The organism is Paenibacillus sp. PsM32, from assembly GCF_030433815.1.
Lineage (GTDB): Bacteria > Bacillota > Bacilli > Paenibacillales > Paenibacillaceae > Saccharibacillus > Saccharibacillus kyungheensis.
In genome coordinates, this window is the sequence record NZ_JARUWY010000006.1 from 102,440 (window position 1) to 119,702 (window position 17,263).

Below are 17,263 nucleotides of genomic sequence, written 5' to 3' on the forward strand. Positions count from 1 at the left end.
CGTACCCACCTAACTCCTACTCCCATCTTTCCTGCCCACCCCACCCAAACACCAGATTTGTGCACTCTCATAGTTAAGTGCCCACCCAAAATCCTCCCAGCACAGAGCGAAGGGGAATCTATTCTTTCTGAAAGTCGCCTTTAAGACTTGGATATCGACCGCCTGCGGTCAATTCAAGATATCCGAGTTTTACCAGCGACGCCAAGAAAGAATAGATCCCCAAAGCGGTCTACCTATGTCCAGCTTCACTTCCAACCCCAACAAATCCAATATTTAATTTCTACCATTATCCAAATATATTACTAATGATAACGCTATCAAAAATTAGAAATATAACAAAATCACAAATCCTTACAAAGATAGTCATACCGTATTCAAATTAAGAGGTGTTAAGATAAATATACCAAATGGTAAACGCTTTCAAAAAAAGAACAGGGGTTGAACACAAAATGAAAAAAATGATGTTTCTTTTACTAGCAACCGTTTTCATGTTATCTGCATGTTCAAGTAATTCGGGTAGCGGTGCAAGTTCTGATCCAGCTAAAAAAGAAATTACAGTATGGGCATGGGACCCTAACTTTAATATCGCAGCATTGAATTTAGCTAAAGAAAGATATATGGCAAAACACCCTGACGTAAAAATCAACATTGTTGAAAACGCTCAAGCGGATATCGTACAAAAATTAAACACAGGTTTGAACTCCGGTACAACAAAAGGTCTTCCAAACATTGTGTTGATCGAAGATTATCGTTCACAAAACTTCTTGCAAGCGTATCCAGATGCTTTCCGCGATATGTCTGATTCCATCAAAGGCACAGACTTCGCAGACTACAAAGCAGGTCCTACAAGCTACAACGGTAAACAATATGGAGTTCCATTTGATTCCGGTGTAACAGGTATGTACGTAAGAACAGATTACCTTAAAGAAGCAGGTTACACACCTGAAGATATGCAAGATATCGATTGGGATAAATTTATCGAAATCGGTAAAGCAGTTAAAGCTAAAACTGGTAAAGATATGTTAACTCAAGATCCGAATGATTTGGGATTGATTCGTGCAATGATCCAATCTGCTGGTTCTTGGTATCTGAAAGAAGATGGTAAAACTCCTAACATTGCAGGAAACGCAGCTTTGAAAGAAGCGATGGAAAACTACAAAGCAATGTTTGATGCAAATATCGTAAAAACAAACTCTGACTGGAGTCAATTCTTGGCTGCATTCAACAGTGGTGCTGTAGCATCTGTTCCTACAGGTAACTGGATTACACCTTCTATCAAAGCAGAAGCTTCACAATCTGGTAAATGGGCTGTTGTTCCATTCCCTAAATTGAAAAATACACCAAACTCTGTTCACGCATCTAACATCGGTGGTAGCTCATGGTATGTGATGAACGTTGATGGTCAAGATACAGCAGCAGACTTTATGAAAGAAACATTCGGTTCTGATAAAGAATTGTATCAAGATATGTTAAACAAAATTGGTATTATCGGTACGTTGAAATCTGCTTCTTCAGGTTCAGCTTATGACAAAGCAGACGAATTCTTTGGCGGACAAAAAATCTATGCTGACTTTGCAAAATGGACAACAGAAGTTCCTAACGTAAACTACGGTCTACACACGTATGCTATCGAAGATATCATGACAGTAGAAGTACAAAATTACCTTGCTGGTAAAGACATCGACTCAGTATTGAACGATGTTCAAGCTCAAGCAGAAGCTCAATTGAAATAAAATAGCATACTGTACCCGATCTGCTCAGGCAGTGGATAGAGAAAGCTTGCTGGGCGTAAGGCGATAGACACAGCAATGAAACCTTGGGCTTCGCCGTTCAAGGTTTTATTGCCGTATCTAAGCTATAAATAAAAAAAATAACCCACAAGCGATATAAAGGAGATGAAAGAAATGAAAGCAGCTCAACCTCAATCCAAATTAGGCCCTCGTTTCAAAGCTGGCTTAACCGGATGGTTATTTATTGCAATCGCGGTTCTAATGATATGTGCGTTTTACTTTTATCCAATGATTCAAGCACTTATTCTTTCGTTCCAAACGGGAACAGGCTCTAATCTGAAATTTAACGGTATTGATAACTATGCTCGTTTATTTACAGATGATATGTTCTTGACTGCAGTAAAAAATACCTTTATTTATTTGATTTTCCAAGTGCCTTTAATGGTTGTGCTTGCTTTGTTTATCTCTGTATTACTGAACAACCCTCGTTTAAGATTTAAAGGATTTTTCCGTACAGCTATTTTCTTACCTTGTATTACATCGCTTGTTGCTTATTCCGTTGTATTTAAATATCTATTTTCTTCCGATGGTTTGGTTAATGCGTTGTTACTGAAATTGCATTTGATTGGTGCTCCGATTGAATGGATTGCTGATCCGTTCTGGGCAAAAGTAACGATTATTATCGCGATCACATGGCGCTGGACAGGGTACAACATGATTTTCTATCTATCTGGATTACAAAATATCGACAACTCTATTTATGAAGCAGCACGTATTGATGGTGCTTCCGCGATTCGTCAATTTTTCAGCATTACGATTCCTATGCTAAAACCTATTATTTTGTTCACATCGATCACATCGACAATTGGTACGCTGCAATTATTTGATGAAGTCGTCAATATTACCAAAGGTGGACCAGGTAATGCGACCACATCGATTTCGCAGTATATCTACAATCTGTCGTTCAAATATTCAGCAGACTTTGGTTATGCAGCAACTGTATCGTATTCTATCGTAATTATGATCATCATCTTAGCATTTATTCAATTCAGAGTGGCAGGTGATCGCAATGAATAAATCGAAAACGTTTTTCACTTATATTTTCTTGAGTATCGCCGCATTCATCTCTATTTTTCCATTTTTCTGGATGATCGTCAGCTCAACGAACCTTTCGGTAGACGTCACCAAAGGTAAATTGTTACCGGGGTCACATTTAATCGAAAACTTCCAAAAATTAACGAGTTCTGTAGATATTATGGGTGCTCTCGGTAACTCTGCTAAAATCTCGATCAGTACTACGATTCTAGCATTGTTAATCGCTTCTCTTGCAGGTTATGGATTTGAAGTATACCGCAGTAAAGCGAAAGATATCGTATTTAACATTTTACTATTGTCGATGATGATTCCTTTTGCAGCGATGATGGTTCCGTTATATCGGATGTTCGGTAAAATCAGTAATGTTGTACCAACGATCGGTATCGACACATTAGCATCAGTAGTTATTCCGACCGTAACAACAGCGTTTTTGATCTTCTTTTTCCGTCAAAGTACCAAAATGTTCCCGAAAGACTTGCTTGAAGCAGGTCGTATGGATGGTCTTACCGAGTTGGGATTATTCTTCCGTGTGTACATGCCAACGATGAAAACGAGTTATGCTGCTGCGGCGATTATTACGTTTATGTCGAGCTGGAATAACTACCTATGGCCTTTGGTTGTTTTACAATCGCCAGAAAATCAAACGATTCCGTTGTTAATTTCTAACTTGGGATCAAGTTATGCTCCGGATTATGGTGTGATCATGATCGCTATCGTATTCTCTACATTACCTACTGCAATTGTCTTCTTCGTAATGCAAAAACACTTCGTAGCAGGAATGGTTGGATCGGTAAAATAAATCTCCCAGTTGTGGAGATGGACTGTGGCTGTTGATGGGGACCGCTTCGTCTAAGGAATTGTCCTTGCCGCCGCTGGTAAAGATAAATGCTTTGAATGACTGCCAAGCAGTCGCATTTATCTTTAAAGGCGACGTTCAGGACAATTTCCTTAGACTCCGCTCCGCCGCATCACAGCCACTTTGCCACGTCCACAAGAAAAAGATTTCATTTTACTTCGAGTAGGTAGCAGGGGAGATTTAGAGAGTTAGGGATATAGGGATTAAGGATTGGGGAATTTTAAATTGGAATTTAGGATTTAGGATTAAAAGAATAAAAGAATAAAAGAATAAAATAGTAAAAGATTTAAGGATGTAAGGGTTGAAAAGATTTTATGGTTTTGACTTGTTTGATGTTTTAAGCTTATTTGATTTTGAGAGTAACGTGAAATGAATTAGTTTAAGATCAGAGCCATCATTATATCGATGCTAAAGCGAATAGCAATGCTAGAGCGAGACTAACATCATTATTTTATGCAATGAAAAAACCATATAGCCAAAGCGCATATGAGCTAAAAACTCCAAAATGATCATGTATTCCAAAGTAAGGATCTAAGGTTGAGGTTTTGGTTCTACTATGGAGACGCATTCAAATGGAGTAGCAGTTACATCTAGCGGAGGGGAATCGTTATTCTGAAAGGAGCCTTTAAAATTCGGATATCGACCACTTGGTGGTCTAATCAAGATATCCGAGTTTTACCAGCGACGGCAAGAATAACGATTCCCCGGAGCGCTAGTCACTCTAAAACAAAGAAAAGTCGGGGGTATGGACATGAATCAACAAAAGCCTAGTTTGGACTGGTTAACCGATGTCAGTGTATTTGCTGTGAATCGCTTGAAAGCGTACTCAGATCATAAATATTATGAAACGTTAGAAGAAGCACAGACACGTGGCGATATGAAGCTTCGTTCTTCACTTAATGGTAATTGGAAATTCAACTATGCTACCAATCCAAGCACGCGTCCACAAGGATTTCAAGAAACAGACTTTGCTTGTGACGGTTGGGGAGATATTACTGTTCCGGGTCATATTCAACTACAAGGTTATGGTCAAATGCAATACGTGAATACAATGTACCCGTGGGATGGACATGAAGATTTGCGTCCATTGTTCACATCAGAGACAGCTACAGTAGAAAATAGTCTGTCTACTCAATCAAATCCGGTCGGCAGTTATGTGAAGTACTTTACAGTGCCTCAGCATTTACTAGAGCGTCCATCTGGAGATCAATCACCTATTTATATTTCGTTTCAAGGGGTAGAGTCTGCTTTTTACGTTTGGCTTAATGGACAATTTGTAGGGTATAGCGAAGATAGCTTCACACCGGCTGATTTTGATCTGACACCTTATCTTCAAGCAGGCGAAAATAAATTAGCAGTTGAAGTGTACCAACGCAGTACAGGTTCATGGTTAGAAGATCAAGATTTCTGGCGTTTCTCCGGTATTTTCCGTGATGTGTATTTGTATACTGTACCGTCTGTGCATGTTCGCGATCTTCATGTAAATGCTGGATTGGATGATGCTTATACGCAAGGTCAGTTGTCGGTACAATTAACATTAGAGCAAGCAATCTCGGCAAAAGCAATGATCGAAGTACAAGATGCGACAGGGGCTAATGTAAGTTCGCTTGAAGCTACATTTGTCGATGGAAAAGCAGAGCTTACTACCACTATTGATCATGTACATACATGGAGCGCAGAGCATCCGTATCTGTATACGTTGTTGATTTCTATTTATGACGAAGCAGGTCGTTTGGTAGAAGTGATTCCACAGAAATCAGGATTCCGCCGTTTTGAAATGATCAACAAAGTGATGTGCTTAAATGGTAAACGAATTGTGTTTAAAGGTGTCAACCGTCATGAATTCAATGCTCGTACAGGACGCGCGATTACAGCAGAAGATATGCTATGGGATGTTCGCACAATTAAGCAAAACAATATGAATGCTGTACGGACATCGCATTATCCGAACCAGACGCTCTGGTATGAGCTATGTGATGAATATGGTCTGTATGTGATTGATGAAATGAACTTAGAAAGTCATGGTTCATGGCAGAAGATGGGCGCTGTTGAGCCATCCTGGAACGTTCCAGGTAATTTGCCAGAGTGGCAAGATATCGTTATGGATCGTGCGATCTCTATGGTAGAACGTGACAAAAACCATCCATCGATTCTGATCTGGTCTTGTGGTAATGAAGCATACGCAGGTGAAGTGATTCTGAATGTATCCAACTACTTCCGTACGACTGATCCTACACGTTTGGTTCATTATGAAGGTGTATTCCACAATCGTGATTATGATGCAACAAGTGATATGGAAAGCCGGATGTATGCCAAAGTGGCTGATGTGGAAGAGTATCTGAATAATGATCCGCAAAAACCATATATCAGTTGTGAATACATGCATGCAATGGGTAACTCGGTTGGAGGTATGTCTAAATATACGGATTTGGAACAGAAGTATGAGATGTATCAAGGTGGGTTCATCTGGGATTATATCGATCAAGCAGTCATGAAAGAAGATCGCTATGGTAAAGAATATTTAGCATTTGGTGGCGATTATGATGATCGCGCTACCGATTATAATTTCTGTACAGATGGTATCGTATATGCCGATCGTAAAGTTTCTCCTAAAATGCAAGAAGTGAAATTCTTATACCAAAATATCAAACTTCTTCCTGATGTAAGTGCGATTACGATTGTAAATGAAAATGTATTTGTCGGCACTGATGCGTACAATCTCGTCTATAGCCTTCACCATGAAGGTGTAGAAGTATATACGAATACGATGCCTGTTCAAGTCAATGCACAATCACAAGCACGTATTGAATGGGTATTGCCAGATATGCATACTCAAGCAGGTGAGTATGTGATTCATGCGTCGCTTGTACTGAAAGAAGCAGAACTATGGGCAGAAGCTGGTTATGAAGTCGCATTTGGACAACATATTTTCCACGTGGAACAAAAAGAAGAGTCTGCACTTCCAACAGGTACATTACGTGTAGCACATGGTGATGTGAATATCGGTGTTCATGGTACAGGATTTAGCGTGATGTTCTCTAAAGGAGCAGGTAGCTTAACTTCTCTACGTTATGGACAACGTGAAATGATCTCTACGCCACCCGCACCATTGTTCTGGCGTGCAACAACAGATAACGATAAAGGAACAGCTAGAGGATTCCATGCAGGGAACTGGTTTGCAGCTAGTCTAGCTCGTCAATGTGTAGGTATTGATGTGAATGAGCAAGCAGACCATGTAATGGTTACATTCCATTATGGATTCAGTATTCATGCTGATCTGAAAGTAACAACAACCTATACTGTGTATGGAGACGGAAGTATGAAAGTACAGTCTACTTACAACGGTGCGACAGGACTTGCGAATCTACCGATCTTCGCTTTATCGTTCAAAGTACCAGCAGATTATGATCAATTGGACTGGTATGCGATGGGGCCTGATGAGAACTATAGCGACCGTGCATTTGGCGCTCGTTTAACACATTTCCAGAATCAAGCATCTGATAATGTATCCGGTTATGTTGTACCGCAAGAATCCGGTAACCGCACAGGTGTACGTCGTGTGGATATTACCGATCAACGTAAACAAGGGATTCGGATTACAGCACCATCGACAGCACCGGTAGAATGTAATATTTCGCCGTATACTGCTTTTGAATTAGAAAGTGCTTATCATCAATATGAATTGCCAAATGTGTACTATACGGTAGTTACTGTAGCTGGTAAGCAAATGGGTGTAGGTGGGGATGATAGCTGGGGTGCTCCTGTATTAGACGAGTATCAGATTCCTGCGGATCAACCGTTAGCATTCGAATTTACGATTCACCCGCTAGTCTAAATTAGATACCACCCAAAGACTTTCCTTTCCTAACAATTATGTTCTGGATTAGGGAAGTCTTTTTTTATGAAAATTAACGATAAAGAGCATTATCATTTATGAAGTATTCAATAATATTCGTTGGAAAAAATAATTTGAGTCACAAAGTTACAACCCGTATAGTAGCGATAATGAAATGAATGTCTTCTTAATCAGCTTCTTACTCCATATTCCTTTGTTTGTCTATCTAGAGATATACTTCAACACTAACCTTGCGGTAGATTTTATTTGTTGGTCATCCTGTTAAGATTTAATTACAAGATGAAGTAGAGAACGAACGAGGGTAGTAGCATATTTCAACATTATATAATCAAAGGAGTGTTCATCATGCTTAATATGTCAACGCGTAGTTATATCATATTTACACTGGTTATTAACGGTCTTATTCCGTGGGGAGTCTATGTATGGCTGTCACCGTATGTAGGAGGACTAACTGCATTATCGATTGCGACGTTAATTCCTTTGGTTGATAATGTATTTCATTTTGCCAGACATCGCAAGATTGATGTATTCGGAGGTTTGATGTTACTGACTTTTGTGCTCTCATTGGTGATGGTATTGCTAGGAGGCAGTGAAAAGCTTCTTCTTTTGCGAGAATCAATGATTACAGGTGTGGTTGGTATCTTATTTTTGGGTTCATTATGGGTGGGCAAGCCCCTTATTTATTATATAGCTAGTCGCTTTAGTACCATTTCAGATTTTGAGCAAAAATGGCAATATGCTTATTTTCGTAAAGTCATGCGCAATATGACACTGATCTGGGGCGTGCTACTTGTGTTAGAAGCTGGCACTAAAATAGTGATGGTCTACGAACTTAGTGTTATTCAGGTGCTTGCATTATCGAGTATCATATCTTATAGCTTTATCGGTGCAGCTATTGGTGCGACTATCCTTTATCGCCGTAGAGCAGCAGTTAACATGAAGCAGCAACAATCTATTTCCTAGATCATTCCTGGATAGAAGCCTGTAAGATAGGGCTTCTTTTTTATGTGTATTTCCTCTATGATATTCACATTGTATATACCACAAGAATGAGATTAAAGTATCTATACTAAAGGAGAAATTCAATGACCGATCAGATCATCACCGTACAACAAGTATTAATAGCCGATACACCCAAAAGCTTTATTACTCGAGAATTACCTTCGATTGCGGTAGAGCTAGCAGGTATTCCTGACGATCGTCATTATGGATTATTACGCCCTGCTGATTCCAGACAAAAAATATATAAAAAAGGCACTATGATTGCTAATCGTAGACAGATCAGTATTGTGTCTTATGAAGATTGTGAGCAGATTGCATTACGTATGAAATTGCCTGAAGTAAGACCTGAATGGCTAGGGGCTAATCTTATGATACGTGGATTCGATCAACTTACACATTTGCCAGCAGGAGCGAGATTGATTTTTCCTGATGGAACCGGTCTAATCTGTGAAGGGGAGAATCTACCTTGTATTTTTCCAGGGAAAGTGATTGAAGAAGTATATGATATTCCCAAATTACGTTCCAAATTTGTACCGGCTGCCCGCAAATCAAGAGGTATCGTTTGTTCCGTAGAACGGGAAGGTACGATTTATCAAGGCGATACCGTACAGATTATCACAGCTCATTTATCCTAAGTAATACATTTGTAGAAAGGAGGATTCTAACGTGAGTACCGAACTTCATTTGCCAACGATCGAATTATGGTGTGGAAAGACTGCTTTTGCGAAAGGGAAATCGTATTACCGTAATGGTAAAGTATCCTTCATTCAATATGATCAGCAATCTTCGATGTATCAAGCGATTGTGAATATTAGAGCTAAACTGACTGAACAGGTCTCTGTAAATGTGGACGAAGAAGGCGAAGTATATGCTCAGTGTAGTTGCCCTTCGCTGTCCTCTTATGATCATTATTGTCAGCATATCGCGGCGGTGTTAATTCATATCTATTATGCACAACAGCAAGGGATTGTACCTATTCTGGTAGAGTCCTCTGCGAAGCCTGAGCGGTCTTTGGCTGAAGAAGAGCAAAAGGTAGATACTTCGCAAGAAGATAATCGCCAGATACAACAACAGCACAACGATGCACTACAATTAACCTGGCATATGCTTTCTTTATTTGCCGATAAAAAGCAACGTCCTAGTGGCAGTCGAACGTATTTCGAGACTCGAACAACTCTTCAAGTAGAATGGATTTGCAAGCCTATTGCTTACGGTAATCGGCAATACCGAATAGGCATCGAAATGAAAGTTGGACCCAAACGTGTCTATATTGTACAGCAGTTGATCGAATTTCTAGAGCATGTGAAGCGGCGAGAAAGTTATTATTTTTCCAAATCATTCACATATGATCCTGAACTACATAGCTTTGCTCGTACAGATGATCGTCTTATTCAGCATATGCTCGATATTGTTCAAGAAGAACAACAATACGGAAGCTGGGAAGCGCAAGGTGCGATTGCTGGATACCATCAACAGCATCAGCGGTTAGTATTAATTCCAGCTTCACACTGGCAAGAAATGCTTGAGCAATTGTCTCACGCATCATCCACCACGTTGGAATATAACGGTCAGCAATGGGGTACAGTGATGCCAAGTCAGGAATCGTTGCCGATTCAATTTCAACTGGATCGTTATGAACCAGAATCCAATAAGAGTAGCAGAGATACAACATCTCTTAGCGCCCCACCCCGATATGAATTGCATGTAGAAGGGCTAGAGCACCTTATTATACTGGAATGGTATGAAACGGTTATTTCTTATGGTCAATTGATTCATGTACCTGAGAACGAGTGTCAGCGTCTGAGTGAGCTTCAATCGATGTTGCAAGCGTCAGAGCAATATCGAACTCATCAGACGATGACTATCCCTGAAGAGCAATTAGAGCCTTTTATCGAGCAAGTGATTCCAGGGTTGATGACATTAGGTCAGGTTCATATGACTCGCGCTGTTTCTGAATATATTGTACGTACACCACTTCAAGCACGATTGTATCTGGATCGTGTGCGAGATCGGCTATTAGCAGGATTAGAATTTCAATACGGGCAGGTCACTATCAATCCGTTAGATCTACAAGTGCCTTCATTACCAGAAGGGCAGATTTTATTAAGAGATGGTAAGCAAGAAGAAGAGATTATGATGTTGTTGGACGAAGGTTCTTTTGTACAGACCGAAGGCGGTTATTTTTTGACAGATGAAGATGCTGAATATGAATTTTTGTATCATATTTTGCCTCGTCTGGAACAATGGGTCGAAGTGTATGCGACCTCAGCAGTTAAGGCCAGAGTATATAATCCTTTATCTGCACCCAAATTAAAAGTGAATACAGACCCGCGTCATGATTGGTTGGAATTGACTTTGGAGTTGGATGGTATAGCAGAGTCTCAGATTATAGAAGTGCTCAATTCGCTACGTGAACAACGGCGTTACCATCGTTTACCTAATGGAGCGTTATTACCTTTAGAACAACAAGAATTCCGCAAAATTATCGCTTTTATTCAGCAAACGGGTATGGCGAAGTTTATGCCATTGGATCATGATCTGCTGGATCATACAACCAATGAAGAGCAGACCGGACAGTTGGTGATGCGGATGCCGCTCATTCAAGGACTTGCAGGGCTAGATCAAGAGTCAACGAACGAAAGTGTCCAGTTCGGTAAGTCGCTTCGTTTGTTGTTAGACAATCTGCGTAACCCTGATCTGCGTGAAGAGCCTGTACCTGCACATTTAGCACCTATTTTGCGGGATTATCAGCAGTATGGTTATCAATGGATGAGAACACTGGCTCATTATGGATTCGGTGGTATCTTAGCGGATGATATGGGGCTTGGCAAAACGCTACAAAGTATTACTTTTCTAGCTTCTATGTTGTCTGATATCCGGCGTAGTGGTCAGCCTGCATTGATCGTAACGCCAGCTTCACTGATGTATAACTGGCAACATGAGATTCGGCGCTTTGCTCCTGAGATTCATATTTGTCTGATTGATGGAAGCAAAACGGAGCGTAATCGGCGCTGGTATCAATCGTTGCCACAGCAAGCATCAGATCCCGAGGGGAATGATCGGACTGCGGTGGATGTCATTATCACTTCCTATCCATTATTGCGTCGCGATCTAGAGCAAGTGCATCGATCTTCTTTTCACACGTTGATCTTAGATGAAGCACAGACATTCAAAAATGATCTTACTCAAGTTGCAAAAGCGGTCAAACAGATCAAAGCGCAGTATCGTTTTGCATTAACAGGTACACCGATAGAAAATTCGATCTATGAATTATGGGCAATTATGCATGTGGTATTTCCGCAACTATTAGGCGATAAAAAGTCATTTGCTGATCTGTCTAACGAAACGGTTGCTAAGCGTATTCGTCCATTTGTACTGAGACGATTGAAAAAAGATGTACTCAAAGAACTGCCTGACAAACAGGAACATATCCTGATCTCTGAATTATTGCCAGAGCAGAAAAAACTGTATGCGGCTTATCTAGCCAGACTACAACAAGATGCTTTGAAGCATTTGAATGATAAGGCTGTACCGCAAAATAAAATCAAAATTCTAGCAGGACTTACCCGTCTACGCCAGTTATGCTGTCATCCTGCTTTATTTGTACAGCAGTATGAAGGTGGATCAGCCAAGCTAGAACAGCTGTTAGAAATTGTGGAAGAAAGTCTGGATGCAGGCAAGCGATTGTTGATCTTTTCTCAATTTACCGAGATGTTGGGGATTATCGGGCAGGAGCTTCAACAAGCGCAAGTTCCTTACTTTAATCTAGATGGAAGTACGCCTGTAGCGGAACGGGTAGAGTTATGTAATCGATACAATCAAGGAGAGCGTGATATCTTTTTAATTTCGCTCAAAGCAGGCGGAACAGGGCTTAATCTGACCGGAGCGGATACGGTTATATTATATGATCTATGGTGGAATCCAGCGGTAGAAGAACAAGCGGCTGATCGTGCTCACCGCATTGGACAGCAAAATACGGTGCAAGTGATTCGCTTGATTGCGCAAGGTACTGTAGAAGATAAAATGTTTGAATTGCAACAGACCAAAAAGCATTTGATCGATGAAGTGATTCAAGCAGGCACCGAACAACCTGCGTTAACAGCGTTAACCGAAGAAGAGATTCGCCAGATCTTAATGATCTGACGAATCTCTTTGTATAGTTAAGCCTGTATAACTTTAGTTATAAGCGTAGATTACGTGTGCATATGTGTGTTTAGACCTTCTACACCTGCAATAACGATAGAATGGTGAGCAAGTAGATCTAGATCATAAGGTGAATCTAATCGTTCACCAGCTTCATTATATAGAATCCGAATAATAGGACGTTGAGTAATCGATTTGTGAATATGCACAACAACACCTTTGAGACCATTGCTCAAAATGACAGTTAGACCGATCGGATAGATAGCGACCCGACTTTTGAAAACTTCCATCATATATTTATCATACATCGTGCCATATCCTGCATATAAGACTTCGAGCGCTTGATGAGGCAAAAGGGCAGAGCGGTACACACGACTTGTGGTCAATGCATCGTATGAATCAGCAATCGCGATCCATTTCGCATATTCATGGATATCCGGTTCGGTAATACCACGCGGGTAGCCACTTCCGTTCAATCGTTCATGATGCTGATAAGCGCAGTGGGCAGCGAGTAGTGGAATGCCTGGCTCGTCTTTTAACATTTTGTACCCGTATTCGGTGTGTAGCTTAATTTCTTCGTATTCCATATCGGTTAATCGCTCTGGCTTGGACAATATCGAATTAGGGATTTTGATTTTGCCAATATCGTGTAACAAAGAACCAATCCCAAGCACATGCAGTTCTTCTGTAGAATATCCATGTACTTTGCCAAGTAAAAGGGTATAAATGCATACATTTAAAGAATGATGATATAGATATTGATCTTTGGCATTGATATTCAATAACATAATCATCACTTCAGGATCTGAGCTGATATCATTTAGAATCGAATCCACTACTCCTGAGAAGGAACGTCCAATTAAAGGGTAATTCTTTTTTTGGGCTTGAGGATCGATTAGACTGCGGAACCCGGTCTTTATTTCTTGTAACGCTTTGTGACGAGTCTCAGAAGTAATAATATCTTTGACTACGATATCTTCAGTATCTGCATCTTGAATGTACACATAATCGAGACCATGATTATGTAATTTACGAATAATACCGCTTGTTAATTCGGAGTCTATAGCGAGGAGTACAACTCCTTCATCATTGTGTATTTTTTTGGCTAATCGCATTCCCGGCTGTAGGGAGGTAACAGGTATCAACCTCAATAGTAGTCACTTCCATCTATTATAGTTTAAGGTAACAATTCCACTTAGACTGTTAAGTATTGGCGTATAAGAACACCTTATTGAATAGTTCGACAATCATTATAAACATGGTAAAAAAACCTTCGAACCAGCCGGATAGATAAAGTTCGCTTCTGTTATTTCGGTTCGTGTCTATATTGTATAGGTAAGATTTCAATAAGTGATACGTAATATTCAATTACTGGTAAAAGAAAATCACATCGGATTCCGTGCAAAATGGGTATATTCATTATATCGACACTTCATACTTATTTAATAAATTCTGAGAGCAAATTTGTGGGAAATCTTAAAAAAAACGTCTTACATTTGAAATAAAGACCTTTCACTAAGCTAGATGAATTATATAGGGATTTTTCAAAATGAACCAGAGAGATTATGGAAATCAATAACACAATTTTAGGAGGGTTTGATATGGAATTAGGATTGCAGGATAAATCTGTATTTGTAGCTGCTGCTAGTAAAGGATTGGGAAGAGCGAGTGCGCTTGAATTTGCAAGAGAAGGTGCCCGCGTAACGATTGCTAGTCGGAATATCGAACAGCTACAAGAAGCTCAACAAGAGATTGCTTCGGCAACTGGGGTAACAGTAGACATTGTACAAATGGATGTGAATGATGCTACACAGATCCAAACGGCTATAGCACAAGTAATAGAACGCACAAGTCGGTTAGATGTATTGGTCACCAACGCAGGCGGACCTCCAGGAGGAACATTTGCAGATATGGAAGACAAGCACTGGCAACAAGCATTTGAACAAAATCTACTCAGTACGATTCGTCTGATTCGTGCGGCTTTACCAGCTCTACAAGCCGATGGAGGTGGACGGATAGTCAATATTGCTTCCTCTTCTGTCAAACAGCCTATCGATGGATTGATTTTATCCAATGTTTTTCGTGCGGGTATTCAGGCACTAACCAAGACATTATCTTCGGAATACGGGCACAAAGGAATATTGATCAATACCGTAGCACCCGGACGGATTGCGACTGATCGAATTTTAGAATTAGACAGTAAGCGTGCAGCAAATCAGCAGATATCTGTAGAACAATTGCAAGCACAAGCTACTGCACAGATTCCACTTGGACGGATGGGAACGCCGGAAGAATTTGCACGTATGGTTGTATTTTACGGTTCGTTTGCCAATACGTATGTAACCGGACAGTCTCTGATCGTCGATGGAGGAACGATCCGGGCATTATAAGATTACATTTCATCCACATGTTCAGATTCCACGTATTCATACCGATAGATAGAGAGATCGACAATAGCCTGGATACCGAATTCTATACCTTCTTCTTCAAGTAGCATTTGTTGAAGAAAACGGGATTCATCGTCTGCTATAGCGATCTCTCCTTTACTATTCACCACTCTATGCCACGGAAGATCATACTTCTTACTCATCGAATGTAACACACGCACAACCTGTCTCGCAGCACGCGGACTTCCTGCTTCTGCGGCGATCTGTCCATAAGTCATTACTTTTCCGTACGGAATAGCTTGAATAATTCGAATAACATGTTTAGTAAATGGTTGCATTATACCTCTCCTATCTTTTTCTGTTAGCACCATAGACATAAAAAGCAAAAATCAGTTTTATAGGACTACATAGTATAAAAAGTCGATTTTTTGTTAATTTAATGTCGAAAAATGTAATAAATAAGCTTTTTTTATAATAAAAAGATTGATTTTAAGATATATTGGGTATAAAGTCTTATACAAAAAGAAGGTCAAATGTACGAAATAAAGGTAACAGCATATGAGAGAACATCGTTTATCACGGACGTTATTTTTGAATACACAATTTGCATTATTGAAGGAGACAACAAAATGTCTATATTTTCCCCTAGAAAAGCAAGTCTTTCGTTACAATCAGTTATTGAAGCCAGTCAAAACGTTATCACCCAAATTCAACAACAAAAAGAGTTACCTCAATTAAATGTTAAAGATGCTTCCCCAGAAGTACAAGAATTAGTCAAACATATGAATAATGCTTTTGCATTATTGTACGATCAAAAGCAAGATATTTCACTACGTTTGGATCTAGTCACTGAAGCGATTCAAGTTGGATTGTGGGATATGAACGTGATTGCTGGTGATCCGGTGAATCCGAATAACGAATTTACATGGAGCGATGAATTGCGCCGTATGGTGGGATATAAAGACAAGAACGATTTCCCGAATGTGTTAGATAGCTGGTCTTCTCTACTTCATCCCGATGAGCAAGAATTTGTGTTAGACGCTTTTGCCACGCATTTACTAGATCACTCCGGTCGTACTCCTTATGATATCGAATACCGTATGAAATTGAAAAATGGACCATACCGTTGGTTCAAAGCTACAGGTACAACGATTCGTGATCGTCAAGGTGTGCCTTTACGTGTAGCTGGAGCACTATTTGATATTCATGACAAAAAGTTAAAAGAGCAAGAGTTGCAAGCACTTGTTACGCGTTATGATCTAATCAACAAAGCATTGATCGAAGCACCATGGGATATGGAAGTTATTGCAGGCGATCCGGTTAACCCTAATAATGAGTTCTGGTGGTCACCACAATTTCGTTCAACACTGGGCTTCCAAGATGAGAAAGACTTCCCTAACGTATTAAGCAGTTGGAGCGATCGTCTACATCCAGAAGATAAAGAATATTCGTTGAATGCTTTTGCTGCTCACTTGAACGATCATACCGGACAGACTCCGTTCGCTATCGATTACCGTCTACAATTGAAAAATGGAGAATACCGCTGGTATCATGCAGGTGGAGCTACAGTTCGAGATAGCAAAGGATTACCGGTACGTGTAGCTGGAACGATTCGTGATATTACATTTGAAAAAAATAAAGATGTTGTTGTAGAAGGCATGAATAGCCGTATGCAACAATTGTCTCAGTCGATCAGTGAAATGACAACCGCTATGGCATCGGTATCTGAACAAGCACAAGAAGTCGCTTCGGCTCAAGAGAAATCAACAGAAGCGGCAAATGAAGCGAAAAACAGTGCAGATGAAACCAAAAACATTTCTACCTTTATTCGTGAAATTGCTAACCAAACGAATCTACTAGGATTGAACGCAGCAATCGAAGCCGCACGCGCAGGCGAATTGGGTATGGGATTTGCAGTAGTCGCCGATGAAGTCCGTAAGTTAGCTGTAAACAGTGCTTCTGCAACGGAGAATATCGAAACCAGTCTAAGCGATATGAAAGAATTGATCGAACAGATTCTAGAGCATATCGGCAATATGACAACGATGACCCAGACCCAAGCAGCATTAACACAACAGGTGAATGCTTCGATGGACGAGATTAATCATATGGCAGAGTCGCTTGTTGATTTTGCGAAACAAATTTAAGAGTAGACTCAAAGTTTTGGAATACAGTCTATATATCAAATGAACTA

Annotated in this window: 11 protein-coding genes; 9 read left to right on the plus strand and 2 right to left on the minus strand. The window is 40.1% G+C overall.

The genetic code is table 11. The annotated features are described in order from the left end of the window. The first annotated feature begins 449 nt into the window (after positions 1–449). The 7 genes from QCD85_RS13430 (at position 450) to QCD85_RS13460 (ending at position 12,682) form a co-directional block, all read left to right on the plus strand. On the plus strand, positions 450–1,733 hold the full coding sequence (locus QCD85_RS13430; RefSeq protein WP_301262926.1) for an ABC transporter substrate-binding protein: 1,284 nt from the start codon (positions 450–452) through the stop codon (positions 1,731–1,733). 171 nt (positions 1,734–1,904) lie between these two features. Then, entirely contained in the window at positions 1,905–2,807 is a 903-nt protein-coding gene (locus QCD85_RS13435) for a carbohydrate ABC transporter permease (protein ID WP_301262927.1), read from the plus strand. After that, complete coding sequence (locus QCD85_RS13440) at positions 2,800–3,624, plus strand: carbohydrate ABC transporter permease (RefSeq protein ID WP_273614447.1); 825 nt, start codon at positions 2,800–2,802, stop codon at positions 3,622–3,624. Before QCD85_RS13435 ends, QCD85_RS13440 begins: the two co-directional genes overlap by 8 nt. 808 nt (positions 3,625–4,432) lie before the next feature. After that, positions 4,433–7,516, plus strand: coding sequence for a glycoside hydrolase family 2 TIM barrel-domain containing protein (locus QCD85_RS13445; RefSeq protein ID WP_301262928.1), 3,084 nt, complete (start codon positions 4,433–4,435; stop codon positions 7,514–7,516). Between the two features lie 366 nt (positions 7,517–7,882). Then, positions 7,883–8,500, plus strand: a complete 618-nt coding sequence (locus tag QCD85_RS13450) for a VC0807 family protein (RefSeq protein WP_301262929.1) — start codon at positions 7,883–7,885, stop codon at positions 8,498–8,500. A gap of 122 nt (positions 8,501–8,622) precedes the next feature. Then, the gene (locus QCD85_RS13455; RefSeq protein WP_301262930.1) at positions 8,623–9,174 is read left to right on the plus strand and encodes an MOSC domain-containing protein; all 552 of its coding nucleotides are present in this window, start codon (positions 8,623–8,625) and stop codon (positions 9,172–9,174) included. A 31-nt stretch (positions 9,175–9,205) separates the two neighbouring features. Beyond that, on the plus strand, positions 9,206–12,682 hold the full coding sequence (locus tag QCD85_RS13460; RefSeq protein WP_301262931.1) for a DEAD/DEAH box helicase: 3,477 nt from the start codon (positions 9,206–9,208) through the stop codon (positions 12,680–12,682). Between the two features lie 50 nt (positions 12,683–12,732). On the opposite strand, the gene QCD85_RS13465 is transcribed toward QCD85_RS13460, so the two are convergent. Then, entirely contained in the window at positions 12,733–13,833 is a 1,101-nt protein-coding gene (locus QCD85_RS13465) for an HD-GYP domain-containing protein (RefSeq protein ID WP_273614452.1), read from the minus strand. Between the two features lie 450 nt (positions 13,834–14,283). On the opposite strand from QCD85_RS13465, the gene QCD85_RS13470 reads away from it, so the two are divergent. After that, the gene (locus tag QCD85_RS13470) at positions 14,284–15,072 is read left to right on the plus strand and encodes an SDR family oxidoreductase (protein ID WP_301262932.1); all 789 of its coding nucleotides are present in this window, start codon (positions 14,284–14,286) and stop codon (positions 15,070–15,072) included. A gap of 2 nt (positions 15,073–15,074) precedes the next feature. On the opposite strand, the gene QCD85_RS13475 is transcribed toward QCD85_RS13470, so the two are convergent. Beyond that, on the minus strand, positions 15,075–15,407 hold the full coding sequence (locus QCD85_RS13475; protein ID WP_301262933.1) for an MGMT family protein: 333 nt from the start codon (positions 15,405–15,407) through the stop codon (positions 15,075–15,077). Between the two features lie 297 nt (positions 15,408–15,704). Between QCD85_RS13475 and QCD85_RS13480 the strand changes: the two genes are divergently transcribed. Beyond that, on the plus strand, positions 15,705–17,216 hold the full coding sequence (locus tag QCD85_RS13480; RefSeq protein WP_441005626.1) for a methyl-accepting chemotaxis protein: 1,512 nt from the start codon (positions 15,705–15,707) through the stop codon (positions 17,214–17,216). The last annotated feature ends 47 nt before the right edge of the window (positions 17,217–17,263 follow it).

Coding starts and splice junctions, on each gene's coding strand:
- QCD85_RS13445 (WP_301262928.1), top strand. CDS start 4,433: ATGAATCAACAAAAGCCTAGTTTGGACTGGTTAACCGATGTCAGTGTA.
- QCD85_RS13435 (WP_301262927.1), top strand. CDS start 1,905: ATGAAAGCAGCTCAACCTCAATCCAAATTAGGCCCTCGTTTCAAAGCT.
- QCD85_RS13475 (WP_301262933.1), bottom strand. CDS start 15,407: ATGCAACCATTTACTAAACATGTTATTCGAATTATTCAAGCTATTCCG.
- QCD85_RS13440 (WP_273614447.1), top strand. CDS start 2,800: ATGAATAAATCGAAAACGTTTTTCACTTATATTTTCTTGAGTATCGCC.
- QCD85_RS13470 (WP_301262932.1), top strand. CDS start 14,284: ATGGAATTAGGATTGCAGGATAAATCTGTATTTGTAGCTGCTGCTAGT.
- QCD85_RS13430 (WP_301262926.1), top strand. CDS start 450: ATGAAAAAAATGATGTTTCTTTTACTAGCAACCGTTTTCATGTTATCT.
- QCD85_RS13450 (WP_301262929.1), top strand. CDS start 7,883: ATGCTTAATATGTCAACGCGTAGTTATATCATATTTACACTGGTTATT.
- QCD85_RS13455 (WP_301262930.1), top strand. CDS start 8,623: ATGACCGATCAGATCATCACCGTACAACAAGTATTAATAGCCGATACA.